At 61.4% G+C, this 20,599-nt stretch carries 21 protein-coding genes and 1 pseudogene; 17 read left to right on the top strand and 5 right to left on the bottom strand.

Features of this window, described 5'->3' with window-relative positions; all coding sequences use genetic code 11:
- Window positions 1-18 precede the first annotated feature (18 nt).
- Window positions 19-2,094, top strand: coding sequence for a mechanosensitive ion channel family protein (locus ABID19_RS21530; protein WP_354492974.1), 2,076 nt, complete (start codon window positions 19-21; stop codon window positions 2,092-2,094).
- A gap of 32 nt (window positions 2,095-2,126) precedes the next feature.
- Here the strand turns inward: ABID19_RS21530 and ABID19_RS21535 are convergent, their stop codons facing one another.
- The 3 genes from ABID19_RS21535 to ABID19_RS21545 form a co-directional block, all read right to left on the bottom strand.
- Window positions 2,127-3,419: an alpha/beta hydrolase gene (locus tag ABID19_RS21535; RefSeq protein ID WP_435528759.1), complete on the bottom strand. Its 1,293-nt coding sequence runs from the start codon at window positions 3,417-3,419 to the stop codon at window positions 2,127-2,129.
- A gap of 141 nt (window positions 3,420-3,560) precedes the next feature.
- Window positions 3,561-4,352 (bottom strand): porin family protein, encoded by a 792-nt coding sequence (locus ABID19_RS21540; RefSeq protein WP_354492975.1) that lies wholly within the window; start codon window positions 4,350-4,352, stop codon window positions 3,561-3,563.
- A 154-nt stretch (window positions 4,353-4,506) separates the two neighbouring features.
- Window positions 4,507-5,292: a transporter gene (locus ABID19_RS21545; protein WP_354492976.1), complete on the bottom strand. Its 786-nt coding sequence runs from the start codon at window positions 5,290-5,292 to the stop codon at window positions 4,507-4,509.
- Between the two features lie 700 nt (window positions 5,293-5,992).
- On the opposite strand from ABID19_RS21545, the gene ABID19_RS21550 reads away from it, so the two are divergent.
- A complete protein-coding gene (locus ABID19_RS21550; RefSeq protein ID WP_354492977.1) occupies window positions 5,993-7,714 on the top strand; it encodes a hypothetical protein in 1,722 nt (573 codons plus the stop codon).
- A 467-nt stretch (window positions 7,715-8,181) separates the two neighbouring features.
- Window positions 8,182-8,413, top strand: a pseudogene (locus tag ABID19_RS21555) (site-specific integrase); the annotation flags it as partial.
- A 463-nt stretch (window positions 8,414-8,876) separates the two neighbouring features.
- Here the strand turns inward: ABID19_RS21555 and ABID19_RS21560 are convergent.
- Both ABID19_RS21560 and ABID19_RS21565 read right to left on the bottom strand, forming a co-directional pair.
- Complete coding sequence (locus ABID19_RS21560; protein WP_354492978.1) at window positions 8,877-9,674, bottom strand: tetratricopeptide repeat protein; 798 nt, start codon at window positions 9,672-9,674, stop codon at window positions 8,877-8,879.
- 89 nt (window positions 9,675-9,763) lie between these two features.
- The gene (locus tag ABID19_RS21565; RefSeq protein WP_354492979.1) at window positions 9,764-10,381 is read right to left on the bottom strand and encodes a L,D-transpeptidase; all 618 of its coding nucleotides are present in this window, start codon (window positions 10,379-10,381) and stop codon (window positions 9,764-9,766) included.
- Between the two features lie 278 nt (window positions 10,382-10,659).
- On the opposite strand from ABID19_RS21565, the gene ABID19_RS21570 reads away from it, so the two are divergent.
- The 14 genes from ABID19_RS21570 (at window position 10,660) to ABID19_RS21635 (ending at window position 20,587) form a co-directional block, all read left to right on the top strand.
- Complete coding sequence (locus tag ABID19_RS21570) at window positions 10,660-11,250, top strand: type III secretion protein (protein WP_354492980.1); 591 nt, start codon at window positions 10,660-10,662, stop codon at window positions 11,248-11,250.
- 12 nt (window positions 11,251-11,262) lie between these two features.
- The gene (locus tag ABID19_RS21575; protein ID WP_354492981.1) at window positions 11,263-11,883 is read left to right on the top strand and encodes a hypothetical protein; all 621 of its coding nucleotides are present in this window, start codon (window positions 11,263-11,265) and stop codon (window positions 11,881-11,883) included.
- 19 nt (window positions 11,884-11,902) lie between these two features.
- The gene (sctJ, locus tag ABID19_RS21580) at window positions 11,903-12,754 is read left to right on the top strand and encodes a type III secretion system inner membrane ring lipoprotein SctJ (protein WP_354492982.1); all 852 of its coding nucleotides are present in this window, start codon (window positions 11,903-11,905) and stop codon (window positions 12,752-12,754) included.
- The gene (locus tag ABID19_RS21585; protein WP_354492983.1) at window positions 12,751-13,377 is read left to right on the top strand and encodes a SctK family type III secretion system sorting platform protein; all 627 of its coding nucleotides are present in this window, start codon (window positions 12,751-12,753) and stop codon (window positions 13,375-13,377) included. The genes sctJ and ABID19_RS21585 overlap by 4 nt, the downstream gene beginning before the upstream one ends.
- The gene (gene sctL, locus ABID19_RS21590; protein ID WP_354492984.1) at window positions 13,374-13,982 is read left to right on the top strand and encodes a type III secretion system stator protein SctL; all 609 of its coding nucleotides are present in this window, start codon (window positions 13,374-13,376) and stop codon (window positions 13,980-13,982) included. Before ABID19_RS21585 ends, sctL begins: the two co-directional genes overlap by 4 nt.
- Window positions 13,979-15,319: a FliI/YscN family ATPase gene (locus ABID19_RS21595; RefSeq protein ID WP_354492985.1), complete on the top strand. Its 1,341-nt coding sequence runs from the start codon at window positions 13,979-13,981 to the stop codon at window positions 15,317-15,319. Before sctL ends, ABID19_RS21595 begins: the two co-directional genes overlap by 4 nt.
- Entirely contained in the window at window positions 15,316-15,807 is a 492-nt protein-coding gene (locus tag ABID19_RS21600; RefSeq protein WP_354492986.1) for a hypothetical protein, read from the top strand. Before ABID19_RS21595 ends, ABID19_RS21600 begins: the two co-directional genes overlap by 4 nt.
- A complete protein-coding gene (gene sctQ, locus ABID19_RS21605; protein ID WP_354492987.1) occupies window positions 15,801-16,931 on the top strand; it encodes a type III secretion system cytoplasmic ring protein SctQ in 1,131 nt (376 codons plus the stop codon). The genes ABID19_RS21600 and sctQ overlap by 7 nt, the downstream gene beginning before the upstream one ends.
- The gene (gene sctR / locus ABID19_RS21610; protein WP_354492988.1) at window positions 16,924-17,574 is read left to right on the top strand and encodes a type III secretion system export apparatus subunit SctR; all 651 of its coding nucleotides are present in this window, start codon (window positions 16,924-16,926) and stop codon (window positions 17,572-17,574) included. Before sctQ ends, sctR begins: the two co-directional genes overlap by 8 nt.
- A gap of 24 nt (window positions 17,575-17,598) precedes the next feature.
- Window positions 17,599-17,868, top strand: coding sequence for an EscS/YscS/HrcS family type III secretion system export apparatus protein (locus tag ABID19_RS21615; RefSeq protein ID WP_354492989.1), 270 nt, complete (start codon window positions 17,599-17,601; stop codon window positions 17,866-17,868).
- A gap of 86 nt (window positions 17,869-17,954) precedes the next feature.
- Window positions 17,955-18,779, top strand: a complete 825-nt coding sequence (gene sctT, locus ABID19_RS21620) for a type III secretion system export apparatus subunit SctT (RefSeq protein ID WP_354492990.1) — start codon at window positions 17,955-17,957, stop codon at window positions 18,777-18,779.
- Between the two features lie 142 nt (window positions 18,780-18,921).
- Window positions 18,922-19,095, top strand: a complete 174-nt coding sequence (locus ABID19_RS21625; protein ID WP_354492991.1) for a hypothetical protein — start codon at window positions 18,922-18,924, stop codon at window positions 19,093-19,095.
- Between the two features lie 116 nt (window positions 19,096-19,211).
- On the top strand, window positions 19,212-20,162 hold the full coding sequence (locus ABID19_RS21630; protein WP_354492992.1) for a SctD/MshK family protein: 951 nt from the start codon (window positions 19,212-19,214) through the stop codon (window positions 20,160-20,162).
- Window positions 20,159-20,587 carry a hypothetical protein gene (locus tag ABID19_RS21635; RefSeq protein ID WP_354492993.1) on the top strand — a complete coding sequence of 143 codons (429 nt, stop codon included), beginning with the start codon at window positions 20,159-20,161 and terminating at the stop codon, window positions 20,585-20,587. Before ABID19_RS21630 ends, ABID19_RS21635 begins: the two co-directional genes overlap by 4 nt.
- Window positions 20,588-20,599 lie beyond the last annotated feature (12 nt).

Genomic DNA, 20,599 nt, shown 5'->3' on the forward strand with positions numbered 1-20,599 from the left:
TCAAAACTCGAGGCGCTCATGAAGAACAAGCTACGGCTCGGGTTCTTGCCAGTTGTCGTCGTGCTCTTGCTAGCGCTCTTGCAGGGAAGTTCGCTAGCTCAACAGCCTTCCCCCGACCTTCCGCCCGAAAAGGCAAAGCAGTTCCTCGAGCTTTTGTCCGATCCGGAACTAAAGGCATGGCTCGAGGGAAAGATTCCAGCGGTCACGGACGAGCCCGGCCTGTCCATTTCCGAGGACATCTTGAGCCTGGAGGCGGGTATTCGTGCCCGTATCGGTGCGCTCGGCGCCGCGATCCCGCGCCTGCCGGAAGAACTGTCGCGCGCCACCGACGTTGTCTCGCGTGACGTGAACTCCGGCAGGCCAGGGCTGGTTATGGGCATCCTGGCGGTCTTGATCGCGGTCGGATTCGGAGCCGAGTGGGCGGTCCGACGGGCGCTCGCCAGGACGAGGAGCGCGGTTGCTCAGAGAGACGCCGGACAGGCGATCCTCTTCGAGACTGTCGCCCTGCTGACTTTTGCGCTCGCCAGCGCCGGTTCGTTCTTGGCATTCGGATGGCCACCCTTACTCCGCAGGATCATTCTGACCCTGCTTCTTGCGTTCATCGCGTTCCGTGTCGTTCGCGCGGCAGCCCGACTGCTGTTTGCGTTTGGCGGTGCGACGAGCGACCCCTCGGACAGGCCGACTCCGCTTTTCGAAAGCGAGGCTTCGATCCGTTTCTGGCGTTGGCGAGTCAGCCTCGTGGCTGGGTTCCTGTTGTTCGGCTGGGCGATCGCCAACCTCATACCTGGCCTGGGTTTCTCTCGAGAGGTTGCAGAGCTCGTCGCCTTCCTGTTCGGACTTGGCATTCTGGCGACTGCAATCGACGTCGTCTGGCAACGGCCCGACGGGCGAGGCTCTCTGGTCAAGCAATCGTTTCTCACCTTGTCCCTGATCGTGCTCTGGGGGGCTTGGGTCGCCGGGCTGCTCGGCGTCCTGTGGCTTGGGATTTTCGCCCTGGTGCTGCCGACAGCCTTGCGCGGGGTCGGCGCCGCGGCAGAGGCCTTGGCCGGCAGGTCGAGGCGCAGCGGCGCGATGGGCGTCGTACTCAACGTGCTCATTGTCAGGGGCGCCAGGGCGGCGGTCATTGCCGCGGCGGTCGCATGGCTCGCCCATATCTGGCGGATCAGGGCCGCGAGCCTCACCTTCAGCGAAACCGACGGCTTCCTGATAACCGGGCTGCTCCACGGCATCATCATTTTGCTGATCGCCGACCTGCTCTGGCAACTGTCGAAGGCCTTGATCGAATATCACACGAACCTCGCGCCGGCGGATGGGAGCAGCGCTGACCAGCTGGCCCGCAGCGGCCGGCTGCGCACGCTGTTGCCGATATTCCGCAACGCCCTTGCCGTGTTCATAGCCGCGGTCACCGTGCTAACGATCCTCGCTGGGCTCGGCGTGCAGATACTCCCGCTGATTGCCGGCGCCGGCATCTTCGGCATCGCCATCGGCTTCGGCTCGCAGACCCTGGTCAAGGACGTGCTGAGCGGCGTGTTCTACATGATGGACGACGCCTTCCGGGTCGGTGAATACATCCAGAGCGGCAGCTACAAAGGCACGGTCGAATCCTTCAGCCTGCGTTCGGTGCGTCTGCGTCATCATCGCGGCCCCATCTATACCGTCCCGTTCGGTGAGCTCGGGGCGGTCCAGAACATGAGCAGGGATTGGGTGATCGACAAGATCACGATCGGCGTGACCTATGATTCCGACGTGGAGCTGGCGCGCAAGCTGATCAAGAAGATAGGCCAGGAACTGGCAGCCGATCCTGAATTTGCGGCCGACACGATCGAGCCGCTCAAGATGCAGGGCATCGACAATTTCGGGGACTATGCGATCGTTCTCAGGATGAAGTTGACGACGAAGCCCGGGACCCAATTCGGCATCAAGCGGCGCGCACTCATGATGATCAAGGCGGCATTCGCGGAAAACGGTATCAAGATCGCGGTTCCCACCGTTCACGTCGAGAGTGGCGGGGAAACTGCCGCCGCTGCTCATCAGGCAACCCAAACCCTGAAAAAGAGCAAGACCCTCTTGGAGGCGGTGAGCGACACGCCATAGAGCTGCGCGCTCGCCGCTGGCTAACTAACGAACTACTTCTTGCAATCCTTTGTGGACGCAGCGAAACCAACGCATTCCTTGCCAGCACTCGATGTCTGGCTGGTCTGGGAACCCGTCAAGGCGCCGATGTGATTGCCCAAATTTTCTCTGCTGTTTTGATCGACAGCTGCAACAGGTGCCGCAATCACCAGCCCTGCCGCGCTGCCCGCCGCGGCCGCCGCACCGGTTGTTGCCTGAATGATCGTGTCGCCCAAGCCTATCCTGTTGTCGGTCAACGTCTGGCCGCCGGCCATACGCGCCCCAATCAGTTGCACGATCTGCGGTGACGACGCGAACTTGCCGTGATGCAAACGATCTCCGGATTTGACTTTCGTCAGATCGATGACGGTTATATTGTTGCTCGCAAGTTCTTCCTTGTATGGAGCTTGTTCCGGATCAATCGATCCGAGCCGGGGGATATTGCCCCAGACTCGCCGCGAAACTTTGAGCGCGCGATCGTCCTGCGAGACAAAGAGGGTGAACTGCGGGTGCTGTTTGCCCATGTCGGCAATCTGAGTGCGAAACACGTCGACGTCGACGTCAGGCGCGGCCAGCATGACGTTCTTGAACTTCGCCGGAAGGCCGCCATTGCGGATGGCCATCTGGCGCAAGCCTTCCAACGCAAGCCAGTTGCCCATCGAATGGGCGAGGATCGAAACTTCCTTGATTTCAGGATCGCGTGCAAGATATTGGAACAGCAGTTCGAGCGCATTTCGCGTGTAGTTGGTGCTTTCACGATCGTAGCCATACGCCAGCGCACTGCCTCGGGAGGGCCATGTGACCAGGATTGGGACGCTCTGCGTGCCCGTATCCTTCGCGATTTGCGCAAAGCGATAGACCGAGTCTTCAAAGCGATTGTTGAACCCGTGAATAAAGACGAGGACGCTGTGATCCGGGCTCTTCCTGACAGAGGCGCTAAGCCAGCCCTTCGCTGTCTGGAGCGTCAATTCTTGAGCCTGCACGACGGCGAAATCAGTCGCCGGGTTTGATGGCAGCTTCTTGGGCCATGCGACCTCTCCAACCTTGCGGACCGATGCCGGAGGGATCGACACCGTAATCTCCGCGAACGAGGGAGCCAGTCCGCGCTCGCCCGTATACATTTGTGCCGGATTGGAGGAACGACTGCGTGTCGTTGTGACCAGCATCTGCACCTTGCTTGAGGAAGGAGAGGTATCGGCCACGGGCAGCAGCACATTCGTCGGGCGGGACGCGCACCCCCACAGCAGGCCAACCAACGCCGACGCCAACAAAACGTTGCTGACACGCCTGACTTTGGGCAGGCTCACAAAACAGTTTCCCAAACTCTTCTCCCGTTTCGAAGCTGTCCCAAAGCGACCTCGGGTCGCGAAAGCCGCCCCCCGGACCGGGAGCGAAACGATCAGCACTGCATTGCTAGCGCGGACATCAGACACGCGACCGTGATCTATTTAAAACCGAAATCTGGCGCCGATGATTGGTCCCTGCATTGCTATGTCGAATACAAATCCGTCGTCGGCGTAGTCTACGGCAAGGTAGCGATAGCCCGCTTCCAGCGTGACCGAATCGCTGTACCGGTATTGAAGCGTGCCCTGCACTTGCCAGTCGATGTCGGCGCCAACACCGAAGCCACCGACATCAACCTCGCCATGGAGTCCGAATCCGTTGCCGAGAGCAACGTCGCCGGCCACACCAATAATGGGGTCGACCCAAGTCTTGCTGCCGCTGGCCTCTCTTATGGCGAGAGGGCCAGTAACGGTCAGATCCGCATCGAGGTGCCAAAGCCGTCCGCCGGCCAGAAGGTCCAGGGTCGCGGTGCCATTGTCGACGACCCGATAGGAGCCGCCGAAGGTCCACACCACCGTGTTCATGTTCGCTTCGGCCGAAAAAAGGGCCAACGGACCGGGCGACGTGCCATCGGCCTCGAGTCCCAGGTAGATGAAGTCAGTGAACAGAGCGTAGCGGCCATTGCGCGCCTCGCCAGCAAACATGACCGGCGGGGGAGACCAATCGATGTGGTCGAAAATCTGGCCGAAATCGACGTCGATATCTACCGACGACAGGCCCCTGACGCCGACCCTGCCCTTCATGCCTGCCATCCAGAAATAGGGCTCTGCGGTGAAGGTCCAGACTGGCGCGGCTTCAGCAGGCGCGGGCGCGGTTTCAGGAAGTTGCGTCGCGGCGTCAGCAGCGATCGCCGGCACCGCAACCAGCGCTGCCGCTGTTCCCGCCGCCGAGGCCATCACGAGAGCTCGGATCATTCCCATATAAAGTCCCCTCTATTTCCGTCCTTCACTACATGCCCAATGCGATCGTATATGCATTCCCGCTGCTCAGCTAATGGATATCGGATTTCGATCGTCTTCATGTCGGACAGCGGTTCATTTCTTCTTGGCTCTACTTCGGGAACAGCAGGGAAATTCCCGTGCGGAATCCGAAGCCGTCGGGTCCGCTATCGGGGCTCACCGCCCAATACCGCACACCCGCGAAGAGGCTGATTGGCTGCTTGTCGATCACTACCAGCTTCGAGACCTGGAAGTTGATCGGGACCGACCATTGATGCGCTTCCCAATTGTAGGCACTCTCGGTATTGAGCGTGAAGGTCCAGGCGTCCTTCGTCGTGTAAGAGACGAAAGGCTGCAGGAAAGTGGAATTTATATCGCTGCGGTCGCTGTCGCCGGCAAATGACCAGATGTGGTTGGCCAGCATGCCGACCGTCCATCCATCGAACTGCTTCAAGACGACGCCGGTCGGTCCCGCTCCCCATTTTTTTCCGCCAAGCAACGCATCAGTCGCAGTGGGCAACAGAAACACTGGGCCGACACCCCAGATGATCCCGTTTGCCGTGGGTTGGGAAGAAGGCGAGAAGAACAGGCTTTGGCTTATGTCGCCGAGCCCGAACTGGTCGCCGGATGGTCCGGCAATGTCGTTCTGCCAGGCAATCGGCAAGATGGTGCGCGATATCAGGTTCCAGTTGTCGTTGAGCGTGATCGGGACGACCGGCTGCACGTTGACATACGCTTTGTCACCATCGTTCGGGCCATAGCCGCGGTCGTAGTTGAACTGGAACGGCACGCTGATCAGCGAGGCGATCGGATTGGATAGCTTCTTGGCGAGATCCTGGGTGTCATCCTGGGCCCACGCGGCCGAGACGACAAGCAGGGCCGGGAGCACGGCTGCCATAGTTTGTAGAGGTCGATTGCCAGACAGAAATTCCAAGCTAGTCTCCGCTTAGTTCTGGCGTGGCGGCCAGGGAATGACACGCGATTTCCGGGTAGCGTCCGCGTGCAGCACGGCTCCGACTTCCCCAACCAACCGATCCACCAGTTCCTGCCATTCGGCTCGTCTAGACTCGCGCAATGCCGGCGGGATCTTGTCAATCCTCGAGAGTGCGAGCTCCGCTTCAGCAAGTTCCTCGCACATGTCCTGAAAGCCCTCACTTCGGTCCATCAGCCGATGGATCGCCAATTCAAATTGCGGGAACCGACGCACCGCCGCCGAGACCGCTCTTTGTCTATCAGCCGGTTCGCCGTGCATCCTCATGGCGCAAATTCGTATTTTCCCGAAACCACCGTAGCCTATCGCATGGAGGCGGCTGCGGAATGTAAGTTACGTGGGCGATAGCGTAATTTCTGGAACAGCCGTGCCGAGCTCGGTCGGCACCAGGCCTGCAAAAACCGCAAGTTCAAACCGCGCTGCCGGTGATGTCGCCTAACGATTGACTCGTTGTCATTCGCTGCTGCATTGCACAAATGGTTGTTCAGACTACTTGGAGGATTGCAATAATTGGCTCGCGCATATAAGTTATTCGGAAGAGGTAACCGGCGAAAAATGAAATATAACTGGGAGTAGTCACCCCAGAACGTCAGGTGAGGGAACCAAGGTGATCCGGGCGGAACCAGCCGCAGGGGGTGGGCATAGGCTTGCCCCAGAGGACTGCCGTGCCCAGCTTGCCCGGATCCTCAACAGCGCGGATTTCGATGCAACCGGTCGCGAGCGCCGCTTCCTCAGCCATGTGGTGGAGGAGACGCTGGCGGGTCGCGGTGATCGTATCAAGGCCTATTCGATCGCAGTCGAGGTGTTCGGCCGCGATATGTCCTTCGACCCACAGACGGATCCGATTGTCCGCATCGAGGCTGGCCACCTCCGGCGCGGGCTCGAGCGTTACTACCTCACTGCCGGACACGACGATCCAATTCTCATCACGATCCCGAAAGGCGGTTACGTTCCAACGTTCTCGGTGCGATCGCCCCCCGAGGCTATTGAGCCGGCCTTGCCGGTTGAGTGGGCAGAGAAAGTCCCGACCCCTCCTCGATGGATGAGGACATCATGGCTGACAGTGGTTCTTGCGGCTACCGTCGCGGCATTGGCTGTTGTGGCATTCGGATTGGCGAGGGGTGGCGTCCGCCCGACTTCGCCTGAGATTCCGCGACTGCTGGTCGAGACGTTTGAGGATCTTTCAGGAACGGAAGCCTCCAGAGCGATTGCGAGCGGATTGACCCAGGAGATTGTCGGGCAACTCTCTAAATTCAAGGACGTCACCGTCGTCCAATCTCCCGAAAATTCGGTCGCGCCGTCGCGCTTTGTTCTTGCGGGAAGCGTCCACCTGTCGGCCGACGCCTTCCGGCTTCGGATCAGGTTCATAAACCGGGCAGACGGCTCCGTGCTGTGGGCGGACAGTTATGATGGAGAGATGAAAGTCGCCGCGCTTCTCGAGACTGAGGCCAATATCGCACAGAAAGTGGCTACGAGCCTGGCCCAGACATATGGCGTGATCTTTCAGGCGGACGCCTCGCTCAACGTCGCGAATCCTCCCGACGATTGGGCTGCCTATTCCTGCACGCTTTCCTTCTACGCATACCGCGCAAAGCTCGAGGAAAGAGCACTTCCAGCGGTGCGTGCGTGCCTGGAGAAGGCTGTTGAGCGCTTCCCGGGCTACGCCACGGGCTGGGGGCTGCTTTCGCAAGCCTATATCGACGAGATTCGATTCCTCTATCCTCCCGACGAAGCCGCGACTTCGGCCTCGATCGCTCGCGCGCTCGCCGCGGCAAGGCGGGCCGTGGCGCTGGACCCGCTCAACATCCGCGGTTTGCAGGCAGAAATGTTCGCGCTCTATTTCAGCAAAGAGATCGAGGCGGCGTTGATCGTGGGCAAACGTGCCTTGATCATCAACCCCAACGATACCGAACTAATGGGCGAGTACGGCTATCGGCTAGCGCTTTCAGGAGGTTGGGACGACGGCTGCCCGTTGGTCGAGGAAGCTCGCTCACGCAATCCGGGTCCCTTAGCCTATTACGAGACCGCGCTTGCCCTTTGCGCCTATTTTCGCGGCGATTATCCGCAGGCCGCCATGTGGATCAGGAAAGCGACGGTTCACGGCAATGCCAACTATCACACCATCGCGGCCGCGATTTTCGGCGAGGGCGGATATGAAGCGGACGCCCGGCGCGAACGTGTCTGGCTTGAAGAAAACGCGCCAGGTTTGATCAAGAACCTCCGGCTGGAGATCGCGAGGCGGATCATTCAACCAGAGGACGTCGATTTCTTCCTCGGTTCGCTCAAAAAGGCCGGGCTCGCATTCAAGGACTTGGCCGGGCAGACGTAAACTCTGCAAGAAGCAGATTGCCGAACGAATTTCACGGCCTCGCCGCCATCATGCGGGCGGAGTAGTCTCATCTCAGCCCGTTTCGATCGGCATTCGCGCTGAACCTCGGCATAGGTCGTACTGTGAGCTAGCTGGATAAACGTCTGAACCGCCACCTTACCACCGAGGCAAATGCCGTGAGTCCCTTCGCCAGTTGAACGACAAAGAAAAACGCGTTCTCCGGATTTCGAAGGTAGGTTGCCGCAAAGCCGAGAAGGGTCAAGTCAAGTCACTAGGGTGCCCACATCAACCTGAATGTCCGCTCTTGAATATTGGCAGTCCGAAGCTGCCGGTCTGCTCCCGGCTCCACAAGCAAACTCCACAATCCATCCGGCCGTGGTGGCCGAAGGAGTTTTTCACAATACGATCCCGCAGCGCATGAGCGACGCGCTTGGAATGCAGGAAGGAAGGTCGGAGCGAAACGAGCGCTGAAACCGAGATAGGTATGGGCGATCCGCTGTTTCTTGGATCGCGAAGCTCGGCTCCGTGATCGCGCGCTATTTGATCTCGCCATCGATAGCAAGCTGCGCGGCTGCGACCTTGTTAAGATCAAGATCGGAGCCCTGGCCGTCGGTCCCGAGATCGGCACACGTGCGATCGTAGTGCAGCAAAACAGGTCGCCCCGCTCAATTTGAACTGATGACTGACGCCCGTGCAGCCGCGTCGCGAAATAATGGTATGTGGCTTCTTGGGCGGTCCGCCGCCCCTTCGTCCACGCACTGGCGCCGGATCGGTTATGCCTGGCTTTCAAGGACCCTGTCTTAGCGTTTGAACCATCCACAAGGAAACGAGCTTTGCCGCCTCGCAGAGCGCCGCGTGTTTTGCGCCACTGACGGTTCGTGAAGCAAGTAGCGCTTCGGCGGGATCAACGCGGTCACGGTGAGGCCCATCGCCGCCAGTCACGGGCGACTGTCCCGGCCCCGTTCCGAGATCGAGCGCACGCTGGCCGGAGGTGGGGAGTGTCCCGGCGACCAGACAATGCGACACCGGCTACAACCCCCTCGGGTTTGGGCCGCGACCTCTGTGGTCCTATTCTTCGGCGCCCAACGAGGACATCCGCACGCGCCGCCTTTCCCGGATGGTTTCAATCCATACGTATCGAGCGGTTGCCGACGCTGCGCGGTCAGGCCGTCATTGATCCGAGCGCGGCCGCTTTTGCCTTCACGCTGCCCTTCGTACGGATCTCTCGGCATCTTGCCAGCAGGGTGGCGATTTCCTTGGATGATAGGCCGGTCGGCGGCGCGGATTTCACCTGAACGTCCTGACCGAGCAGACCGTAGACGATGACGATGTTGTTCTTGTGCCTAAGTTCGGCCTTGCCAGACGCGGCCACGCGCTGTGCAATAGGCAAGGCGACCGAAGCGTTGCCCTCGAGCGCTGCCGCCAGCGCCATATTGATCTGCAGGTCCAGATCATCGGGCTGCAGCCTGAGCGCCGTGGCGAAAGTGCTCTGTGCTTCCTGTGTCTGCCCCGCCATGGTCTGCGCCACGCCGAGCCGATTATAGGCGCGGCTGGTGTTGATGATGGGGGCCGCCTCGCCAAGCGCGCGCAGGCCGGCATTCGTATCCCCCGAGTCGGTCAGCGCGGAGCCAAGGCCAAACATTGCCTGACTGTTGTCGGGCGACTTGACCAGCGCCGCCTTGTACTGGGTCATAGCCTCATCCAGATAACCCGCTCGAAGGTAGGCATCTCCGGCTTTGACATTGGCTGCCGCGCTCGCTTCAGGCAATGCAGCCGCGCGTGCGTAAAGTGCCATGGCGGTATCATGCTCGCCCCGCGATTCGATGTCGCCGGCAAGCCGCACCAGCCGGTCGGCCTGCGACGTCTCGGTATCGGCGGCCGTGGTCTTGCTTGTCGCGCCGGTGGTCTGGCAGCCGGCGAGTGCAAGTGCGCAAAGGACTGCGAAAAGGGCCAGCCGCATTGGTCGCTCCATTCGATCACCACCCGGCGCGACATTCACAATGGGGGTTGGCACAATGGGGGTTGGTTGGGAACTCGACAAGTTGGAGCTCAACGCCGTACGACGACTTGGGCGCCGACGGCAACCCGCTGATAAAGATCGATGACATCCTCATTGGTAAGCCTGATGCAGCCTGACGAATTCGCCTTGCCGACCGTCCAGGGCTGATTGGTGCCATGAATGCGGTAGAGCGTGGAGCCGATATAGAGCGCGCGTGCGCCGAGCGGATTTTCCGGGCCTCCCTCCATCTTCGCCGGAAGAGACCTGCCCTTGCTCGCTTCGCGCTCTATCATCTCGGCGGGCGGACGCCAGTCGGGCCATTCCCTCTTGTCGGAGATACGATCGCGGCCGCTCCAGTTGAATCCCTCGCGTCCCACGCCAATCGCATATTGAAGAGCCTTGCCCTCGCCGAGGATAAGGCGAAGGCGCCGCTCCGACGTGCTGATCAGGATCGTTCCAGTCTTCTCCGGGCCGCCATAGGTCACGACGGTACGCGGTATGGGACTCCAATTGGCGGGCTCCTGCCGGATCGCATCGTCCTCAAGGTCCGACGGCGTCAGCAATATGTCGTGCGTTTCGTCATAGGACCAAGTTCGTGGATCGTAGCCCCCGCTCTCGGCGAGCGCTTCAGCCTGCGCAAGGAACGTCGCCGCGCAAAGGAAAACCATCCACGCCACCCAAGCATGTGCAAGGCCGGGAGCGTGGAACGATATTCGTCGCAACATCTTCGAATTCCTAACTGGCAGCTGCTTTCCGGCGCGGACGATAGTCGACCGCTCCGTCCGAAACGAGTGCCCGGCGCGATCCATTTGGATTTTCCGATCGCACGCGAGAGGGCTAGCTTTGGCTGAGCTATGTCTTCGGCGCGCCAGCGTCGGCGATACCATCGATATGACGGATTGGACTTGTGCCCGAGGTTACAATCAAAGCGGCTACTTCAGCATGCGTGAGGATCGCTCTCGGGGTGATGGTGCTCGTCGGTGCAGCTCTCGAGTCGGCCCGTGCGATCGAGCCCGATTGGCCGGATGGTCCATATAAATATATCGCGATCGATCAGCCGGTGGATGCCGCCCTGATGGAGTTCAGCCACAACCTCGGCATTTCGACAAAGCTGGGCAAAGGCATCAAAGGGCGACTGAATTCGGGCGGGGTGCACGGATCGGCTCGCGAGTTTCTGAATTGGGTGTGCGACCGCTACGGACTGGTCTGGCATTATGACGGATCGACGCTCAACATCGTCACGGAGGCGGAACTGCGCACCGAGATCGTCGAGGTGGACAGCGAAAAGCTGCCCGATCTTGCCGAGCGGCTGAACAGGCTTGGCGTCTCGGACAGCCGCTTTCCCTTGAGGGTTTCCGGAAAGGACCGAGCCGTCACGATTTCGGGACCGCCATCCTACATCGCACTGGTCAAGCAGAGCGTCGGTCTGGGTGGCTCCATGACGGCGAGCAGGGACGTCAATGTCCGGGTCTTTCGCGGTCGAACCGTGGACGTCCAGCCCGTAATATCGGCAAAGCCCTCCGTCGCAACGCAGTAGGGAGCAGGAAAGATGGAAATCGCCTCGACCATGCCCTTGGCCGCAATGGAACTGCTGCCCGACGCGACCGCTGCAGGCCTGGACATCAACATCGCTGCGGCGGCGGGTACCGGATATATGAAGCCCGCGGTCAAGGAAGCTCCCTCGGTCGCGACCAACAAGATGACTGCGCATAAGACGATGTCGACAACGGCAGGATCGGAACCGGCGCAGCTTGCCCAGAATATCCAGAACATGCGGACCGGCAACAATGGCGATGCCGGCAATCCCGCTGCTCCGACGGAAGCCGTAAAGGAATTCCACCTCTACGAATATATGGATGAGTCCGCCAAGCGCGGCGCCGGCGGCGGCGATCCTTCCACCCTGTTCGATTCGACGATGAGGTCGCTCGGCGGGATGGTGGAGTCCGCGCAAGGCGCAATGGGATCTCGTCCATCGGGGAATGCTCAGGCGCCGGCGGAGAATGACGCAGGCGGCAACAGCCCCCCGTCCCGGAAGATGGCCGAGGCGGACATGCAGCACCTGCTTGACCAGTATGTTTCGGCATCGTGGGCTCTTTTCGGCGCGTCGCTCGCAACCAACAGCGTCTCGGCCGCTGCCTCTTCCGTCAACACGCTGATCAAGCAGCAATAGGCAAGCAATGGGGGAGCAGTTGTCGCACCGTTCACGTCGCCTGGCGATCGTCGTTGGCGTGCTGAGCACCTTGCTGTTTTTGCAGGCTTGCTCGGTCGAGCTCTACACGGGGCTCAGTCAGCAACAGGCGAACGAGATCGTCGCCACTCTGGTGCGCAACGGCATCTCCGCCGAGCGCACGCCGGAGAAGGACGGCAAGATGAAGGTGACCGTGGGCGAGGGTAATTTTGCCGAAGCCATGGCGCTCCTCAACGATCACGGCTTGCCCAAGCAGGAGTTCGCCACCCTCGGCGACGTATTCAAGCGCGACGGTCTGGTCTCTTCGCCGGTTGAGGAACGGGCGGCGATGATCTTTGGCCTCAGCCAGGAACTGTCTCGCACGATCTCCGACATCGATGGAGTCCTGACGGCAAGGGTGCATCTGGTCCTGCCCGAAAACGATCCGCTCCGCCAGAAACTCGTACCGTCCTCCGCTTCGGTCTTCATCCGCCATCAAGCGGCGACGTCGATGGAAAACCTCATCCCGCAAGTGAAGATGCTCGTGGCCAACGGTGTCGCCGGCCTCGCCTATGACAATGTCTCCGTGGTTCTGATCCCCGTTGCCGCGCCTCCGGAGCGGCCGGCAACCGCACCACCTCTCGCGTCGTTCTTCGGCTTACAAGTGCATCCCGACAGCCTGACGGCGACGATGTGGATCGTTTATGGCCTCGGCGCCGCTGTCCTTGTCCTTAGCGCCCTGCTGGTCAACCAATTGCTGAACCGAGGCAGGCGACGGGTCTATGCGCTGAACCAGACGACGCTTCCGGCCAGACATTCGGAGGCCAGGTATTCGGAGGCCAAGCATTCGGCAGCCCAACGTTCGGCGGCATGAAGGCGATGATGCCAACGGCCTCGGATCCGCATTGGAACGTTTTCGTCACGAATCCCGCGATCTATGTCGATGCCAGCAGGCTCGCGGCATGCTTCGGTGACGCAATCGCGGTGCCAAGCTGCCAGCTCATGCTGGACACACCGCGGCTGGCCCGGCGCCTCTCCGCCTTGCTTGCCTCGCAATTCAGGCTCGCGCCGCTCGCCGGCGACCTGGAGGGCGAAGACCGCCGTATCGCCCTGGCGCCAAAGGGCGACATTGAGGACATGGCGATGCATGCGGGCGCAATCTGCTGGTCCGCGTCGCTCGCCGGCACCATTGGCAAGGAGGTCGTGAGCGCCATCCATCGCCAGATCGGCGAGGAATTGTTCGACTTTGCCCTGGCCAACCGGGATATTGCGGTTCCGCCCCGCCCGCTGGAGCCTTTGGAAACTCTCACGGTGCGCATGCGCGATGATGGTTGGCGCTGTATCGCCGCATGGTATCGTGCTGTGCCGGAGCCACTATCGGCATGGCTGAAGGTCAAGGTTCCCGTCGGCATTGACCTCGACGCAGAGCCGATGGCGAGCGGCGCCGCGATCGTGCGCCGCGCCAGCGAGGCTCTCCAGCGAGGGCCGGCCCAATGAGAGCAGGTATCGACCTGCCGAAGCGGCCCGGCAAGCGAATCCTGAAAGCGGTCGAGGCGCAAGCCTGGCAAGACGGGTTTGCCTTTCTCGACGCCGCGAAACGCCGAGCGGCAGAGCTGCAGGATGCGGCCCGCAGCGCCTATGGCGACAGCTTTGCCCAGGGCTACCAGCACGGCAAGGCGGAGGGGGCAGCCGATGCCGCTCGTCTCCTGGCCGATGTCGCCGCGAAGGTGGACCGCTATTTCGGCTCGATCGAGAACGACGTCATCGGCCTGGCGAGCGATGTCATCGCGCGCGTGCTTGGCGAGTTCGACGCCGGCGATCTTGTGGCAAAGGCAGCCAGGCAGACGATCTTGGAGATGCGCCGCGGCCGTTACATCGAGGTGACGGTGCACCCGCAGGCGGTCGATGCCGTGCGGGACGAGCTCGAGGCTGTCCGTGCCGAATCGACCTTCCAAGGCACCATCGAAGTCATCGCCGATGCCGATCTGCAACGCGATGGCTGCGTCGTGGCAACCGACATCGCCGTGGTGGATGCCACTATCGGTGTCCAAATCGTAGCGATCGCGGAAGCCATCCGAGATCGTCGGGAGATGGGCGCATGAGCGGGATCGACAGCCGGCTGGCCGACATCGTTCCCAACCTGCGCAGCGGCCTGCGCCATGACGCGGTGCGGCGGCGCACGGGCAGAGTGCGCCAGGTCACCGGCGCCATAATTCACGCAGCCCTTGAAGAAGCGCGGATAGGAGAGATTTGCGATCTGGTCGATCCGAAGACCAAGAGGCGGCTCAAGGCGGAAGTGATTGGACTGCTCGACGAGATGGCGATCCTGCTGCCGCTCGGCGACATCGCCGGCCTGTCGAGTCTCACCGAGGTCATTCCTACTTTCAAAAGTCAGCAAATCCGCATAGGTCCGGCCCTGCTCGGCCGGGTCGTCAGCGCGTTAGGCGAGCCTCTTGACGGCGCGCCGCTCGATGAAGCCGGCATCGCCGGCTTCTATCCCGTCATTGCCGATCCTCCCCCCTCGATGCAGCGCAGCTTGATCTCGGAGCCGATGACGCTCGGCATTCGTGCGCTAGACGGACTCCTGACTTGCGCACGCGGACAGCGCGTCGGCCTGTTCGGGGCACCGGGCGTCGGCAAGTCGATGTTGCTCGCCGACATTGTCCGCGGCACCGAGGCTGACGTTGTGGTGATCGCGCTGGTCGGCGAACGTGGACGGGAAGTGCGCGAATTCGTCGAACGCCAGATGGGCACGGAAGGCCTTGCGCGGTCGGTGATCGTCGCCGCGACATCGGACCGGCCGGCAATCGAACGCGTCAAGGCGGCCCATGCGGCGACCGCCATCGCGGAATATTTCCGCGACCAAGGCAAACACGTCCTTCTTGCCATGGACAACATCACGCGTTTTGCCCGTGCCCAGCGCGAGATCGGCCTGGCCTCCGGTGAACCGCCGACACGGCGCGGCTATCCGTCTTCGCTCTTTGCCGCCTTGCCCCGCCTGCTGGAGCGGGCGGGACCAGGACGCACCGGCTCGATCACGGGCCTCTACAGCGTGCTGATGGAGGGCGACGGGACGATGGACCCGGTGGCGGAAGAGATTCAGGCGCTGCTGGACGGCCATGTCTTCCTGTCGGCAGAACTCGCCCAGCGCAATCATTTTCCGGCGATCGACGTGCTGCGCAGCCGGAGCCGCCTGATGGACACGGTGGTGATGCAGGAGCACCGAGATCATGCGGGGCGTATTCGGGAAATGATGTCGCGCTATGCCGAGGTCGAATTGCTGCTGCGGGTCGGCGAGTATGAGCGCGGCAGCGATGCGGCAACGGACGAGGCGATCGCCAAGAATGACCGGATTAACGCGTTTCTGCGGCAGGGATCGACATCGAGCGCGCAGCTTTCGGAGACACAGCGGCTCATGCGCGAGATTGCTCTGTCATGAACGATGCCAGGTTTCTTGCAGCTGCCCGCTCGATACGAGAAGCGCGGCTACGGCGTGCCGAGGAGCGAGCCAGCCGAAGCCATGCGGCGCACAAGGAAGCCGAGCATGACGTTGCGGAGGCTGTCGGCGCCATCGACGACCATCGGAAGCGCACAGCCGCGGCCGAACGCATGGCAATGAACGCGATGCTCGGACAGAGGCTGAGCGCCGCCAGCATGCAAGACCTCGAAAACAGCTATCTTGCTGCGCAATTCGAGATGGCCGGGCTGGCAGAGGCCAAGCATGCGGCGGAACGGCGCGCTCATGCGCGTTGGATCGAGCTTATGGAAGCGACGAACAGGCTACGTCACGCCCGGCTGGCCCGCGACAAGATCGACGCTCTTGCCGCAGAGATGTCGGCGCGCGGCGCGATCCGCGAAGCCGCGCTCACCGAACTGGTCGCGGAGGAGGACTATAAGCCCGCAGGATGCCCGGCGACGCCATGTTGAAATCCGCGCCATCTTTCCCAGCGGATGCGCACGCAAGTGTCCGAAAGACCGAGCGTCATCAGCATACGAGGTCGTCGCGGGCGGCATCCGAATGGAAGCCATCGGTACTCGACAAGATTTCCTCGCAGGACTTGGCTGCGCTGAACGCATTCTATCGCTGCCGGCCGGCGGTCCGGTTTGAGGCGGGCGGCATCGCTACAGCGGCCACCGTCGATTGGCGCCTGGACGAGGCACCAGCTTGGGAGGCGTCCATTACGATCGCACTCGGCAACGTCAAGGCCTCGCTGCATGTCACCCGAAATCTTCTGGTGGGCATGCTTGCCCGCCAGAACCTCGTGGCCGATCTTGACCGGCTCGACCCTGCACATGTCGCGCTGCTCGTCGAAGCGCTGGTTGCGCAGGAACTCAGCGATTTCGAATATACCTTGAATCGTTCCGTGGAACTGAAGGCCATCAGGTTCGAGCCGGGCCCGACGGCGGACGCGGCGCGATTTCGGTTGACGCTGCATCACGATGACGGCGCCCCGATGGGTCTCCTGCATTTCGACGATGAGGACCTCGCGCTGGATCTCGCCCGGATTCTGGATGCTGCCGCGCAGGGTTTGGCTCCGCAAGCGATCGATCCGCTTTTGTCGCTCCGTATTTGCCGCGGCGCGGTTCGGATCACGCTGGCGGAATTGGAAGACCTCGTCCCCGGCGATGTCGTGGTGGTCGACGACACTCTCGGAGAGTCGGTGTCGGCAATGGTCGAATTAGGCGGCGGTTTGGCTGCGCCGGTCGAATTTGCAGGGTCCGGCGTGCGTTTGCGCGACCGACTGCGAAGGCTCGAAGGTTCAAGATGGGAGTGGATGATGAGTTCGGATCAGAGGCGATCCATCGGCGAGCAGCCCGAAGACCTCGACGTCAGCGACCTGCCGGTGACGCTCGTCTTCGAAGTCGGCCGCGCGACGCTCTCCGTCGAGGAGGTCAGGAAACTCGGCCCCGGCGCAGCTATTTCGCTATCCGGCGCAGAGGCGGAAGGCATCAGCATCATTTCGGGCGGCAAGCGTATTGGACAAGGTGAACTGGTCCAGATCGGCGAAGGCATCGGCATCCGCATCACGCGCATCTTCGCAAATGGTTGAAGGGGCGCCCAGCCTTCTCGTCCTGTTGATCGCCATCGGCACCGTTGGCCTGGTGCCGCTTGCCGTGGTGACGATGACAGGATTCCTGAAAATCTCCGTCGTGCTCTTCCTGATCAGGAATGCGCTGGGCGTGCAGCAGATGCCGCCGAACCTGGTGCTCTACGGCATCGCACTTGTGCTGACGAGCTACATCACAACGCCGCTTCTGAGCGAGATGTCGAATCGGCTCGAGGGCCAGACGAAGTTCGAAACCGTCGAGGACGTCAGAACTGCAGCGGGACTGGTCAGGGAACCGCTGAAGGCGCATCTCATACGTTTCACCGAGCCGAACGAGCGCAAGTTCTTCCTCGAGGGCACAGGCAGGCTTTGGCCGGAGGAAGCGCGCAAGGATGTGCGCGACGACGATCTCGCCATCCTCATCCCGGCCTTCGTCGCATCGGAACTGACCCGCGCCTTCGAAATCGGGTTTTTGTTGTATCTGCCGTTCCTGATCATCGACATCGTCGTGGCCAACGTCCTGATGACGCTCGGCATGATCATGGTCTCCCCGGTGCTGATTTCCATTCCGTTGAAGCTGCTTCTGTTCGTTGCCATCGACGGTTGGTCACGGCTCATGCACGGCCTGATCCTCAGCTATGCCTGACGCCCCGGAAAAAGGAGCGAAGGCATGAACAGCGACATAATACTCGCAAGGGTCCAGGAAGCGTTCATGATCGTGCTGCTGATGTCGGCGCCGGCGATCGTCGTCTCGCTGGTCACCGGCCTGCTGATCGGCCTGATCCAGGCGCTGACCCAGATCCAGGACCAATCGCTGCCGCAGACCATCAAGCTCGTCGTCGTGCTGGTGGTCATCCTGGTCACCGGGCCGTTCATGGCGCATCAAATCGTGGAACAGGCGACCGCCGTTTTCGACGAATTCCCAACCGCGACGCGCTAGAATCATAGGTTTGGTATTGCCTTATTCGAATCCGAAATTCGCGCGACGCTTCCCGATACGATTTTCGGATTCGGGGCGCTAACGCGATGGGATTGGATCTGAGCTGGCTAAAGGAGGCCGAGTTCTACATTCTGGCGGCGGGGTTCTCCATCGCACGCATAATGGGCTTTATCATCATCGTGCCGCTGTTTTCCCGCCTGCGGCTCACTGGCCTGCTGCGCAACGGCGTTGCCATCGCGTTCGCGGTCCCTCTCTATCCGGCGTTGACGGAAGCGCTGCGGGGCGTCGATTTCAATGTGGCCACATTCGTCATCCTCGGCGTGAAGGAGATGCTTATAGGCGTAGTGCTTGGCCTGGTGCTCGGCGTGCCGTTCTGGGCGGCAGAGGCGGCCGGTGACATTGTCGATCTCCAGCGCGGCTCCACCATGGGCTCGCTGATCGACCCGATGATGACCCATGAGACGAGTGCCACGGGCACTCTCTTCGCTATCACGTTGATCGCGCTGTTCCTCGCGGCCGGCGGATTGCAATTCATGCTGACGACGGTATTCGACAGCTACAGACTGTGGCCGATCGAGAGTCTGTTGCCGGTGTTCACCGCCGAATCGGCGAACATTCTCCTCGACCTGCTGACGCGTGTGCTCAGCATGGCGCTCGTCCTGAGCTTTCCGATCGTCGTCGGTCTGCTGCTGTCGGACGTGCTGCTCGGCTTCGTGGCGAAAGCCGCGCCCCATATGAATGTTTTCGCCATGTCGCTGGTGGTCAAGACGCTGGTCTTCAGCCTGCTGCTCGTCATCTACGCCGCCTTTCTCGTTAGCTATATGGGTAAGGAAATGTCGTTCCTGCGCGACGCGGACAGACTGCTCGAGAGCCTTGCCTGCGCGAATTGCAGTCCCGGCGATGGCCGGTAGCGCAGGTGCCATCCCGGCATGCCCTCGCAAACCAAATGGATTTCGTCTCGCGGAAACTCTTCCGTAAGGTCTGCATGTAGGCGTCGAAAACAGCATCGGCGATCTGCACCCGATGACTTAAATCCCAGCGAGGAGTTCAATCATGACGACGGTCCCGTCCGTAGGCAGTAGCAACCCCGAAGCGATGCTCGACAAGATGATTGCCCAGCAGGAACGCATGTTCGCGCTTGAGGTGAAGAAGGACGTCCACAAGATGGAACATGATTTCCAGATGGGCACGTCCAAGGATATGGGCAGCGCCGCCCAGAAGTCCTAACGATCATCATGGCAAGTCGGCGCCGCCGAAAGATCGAGCGGCGCAGACGATCCGGATGCGCGACGGCTGTCGCGCATCCTCTCGAAGCGGCTTGTGCATCTGCTTAGGAGGCGAGGATGGGCGGCGAACCAGGCCTCAAAGCGCGCAATGAATTGAGCACCGCGCGGGCGCATGTGCCCGCGGCGGCAACTGCCGTTGTCCTGCTCGAGGTGACGGATGGACTTCACGCCGGCGCGCAGCTTGCGCTCGACGGCGAGTTCCATTCGATCGGATCGAGTATCGAATCCGATATCGTGCTTCGAGATGAAGGTGTGGTGCCAAGTCATGCGCGGCTGCGCCTCAGCGGCTCTTCAGTCGAAATCGAAGCCTTCGGCGGCGATGTCGTGCTCGAACGCGGTGTGATACCGCGCGGGCACGGCCAGAAGTGTCGGTTGCCGCTCAATGCCAGCATCGGTGACGCGACCGTAAGGATCGCACGTCAGCGGCAAGACACTGAACGTTCCTTTCTCCCGCACGGTTGGGGCTTGGGCCTGCTTGGCCTGGTCGGCGTCTTTATTCTTTCCGTGGTGGCCAACCAGTTTTCCATGGCCGGCGCCAAGGATACCCCGAAAATCCTGACCGCGGCGATTCCGTCAACAGGCGCTGAAGCCGTTGCCGCCGGTTCCGACGCGTCCATCTCCGTAGCGGCGCAAGATTTGACGCGCAAAATCGAGGAGGCCGGCATCGGCCCGCTCGATATACAGGCTGGCGATGGTCGCATTAGCGTCTCTGGGACCGTGCCGAAAGACAAGAGCCAGGCATGGGCGGATGTGCGGGCGTGGTTCGACCGGACGCATGGCACAAAGCTCATGCTGGCATCGGCTGTCATGGTGGCCGGAACTGACGCCGCCCCGCGATTGACTCTTCAGGCCATCTGGTTTGGCAACCGGCCCTACATCATCACGGCCGACGGTGCCCGCTACCATGAAGGCGCGTTCATTGAAAACGGCTGGTCGATCACCAAGATCGGCGACGAAGCCCTGATTTTGGGTAAGGATGGAGCTACCATTTCCTTGAAGTATCCATGAGTCGCCGCATCGAAGGTTCACGACCTGACGCCTCCAAGGTGGATGCGGTTTCGCCGCATGCGCGAACGGGAGCCGTTCGCAGTCAGCAGGTCGAACGACGACGCCTCAGCGCGATCGAGCAGAAGACGGACCAGGCCAGCGAAGCGTGGGAAACTCAGGGCCTCGAGAACGCGGCTTTTCTGTTCGAGGCTGGCCCTTCCGGAGCATCGATCAATGAAGTGCTGGTGCAATATGTGCGCCCGCGCGTTCCCGATCCGGCGATCCTGCGGCGCGCGACATCGATCCTCGAGGATTGCATCACCGACTTGCTTCCGCGTCTCGGTGGCGGCGCGCAGTTACGATCGATGGCGGAAGCGCTGATGCGCGACGAGCTCGACCGACATCTCGAAATACTCAAGAAATTGCATGGAGGGACCGACTTCTGAGTGGCGTACGCG

Source organism: Mesorhizobium robiniae (genome assembly GCF_040545535.1).
Lineage (GTDB): Bacteria > Pseudomonadota > Alphaproteobacteria > Rhizobiales > Rhizobiaceae > Mesorhizobium > Mesorhizobium robiniae.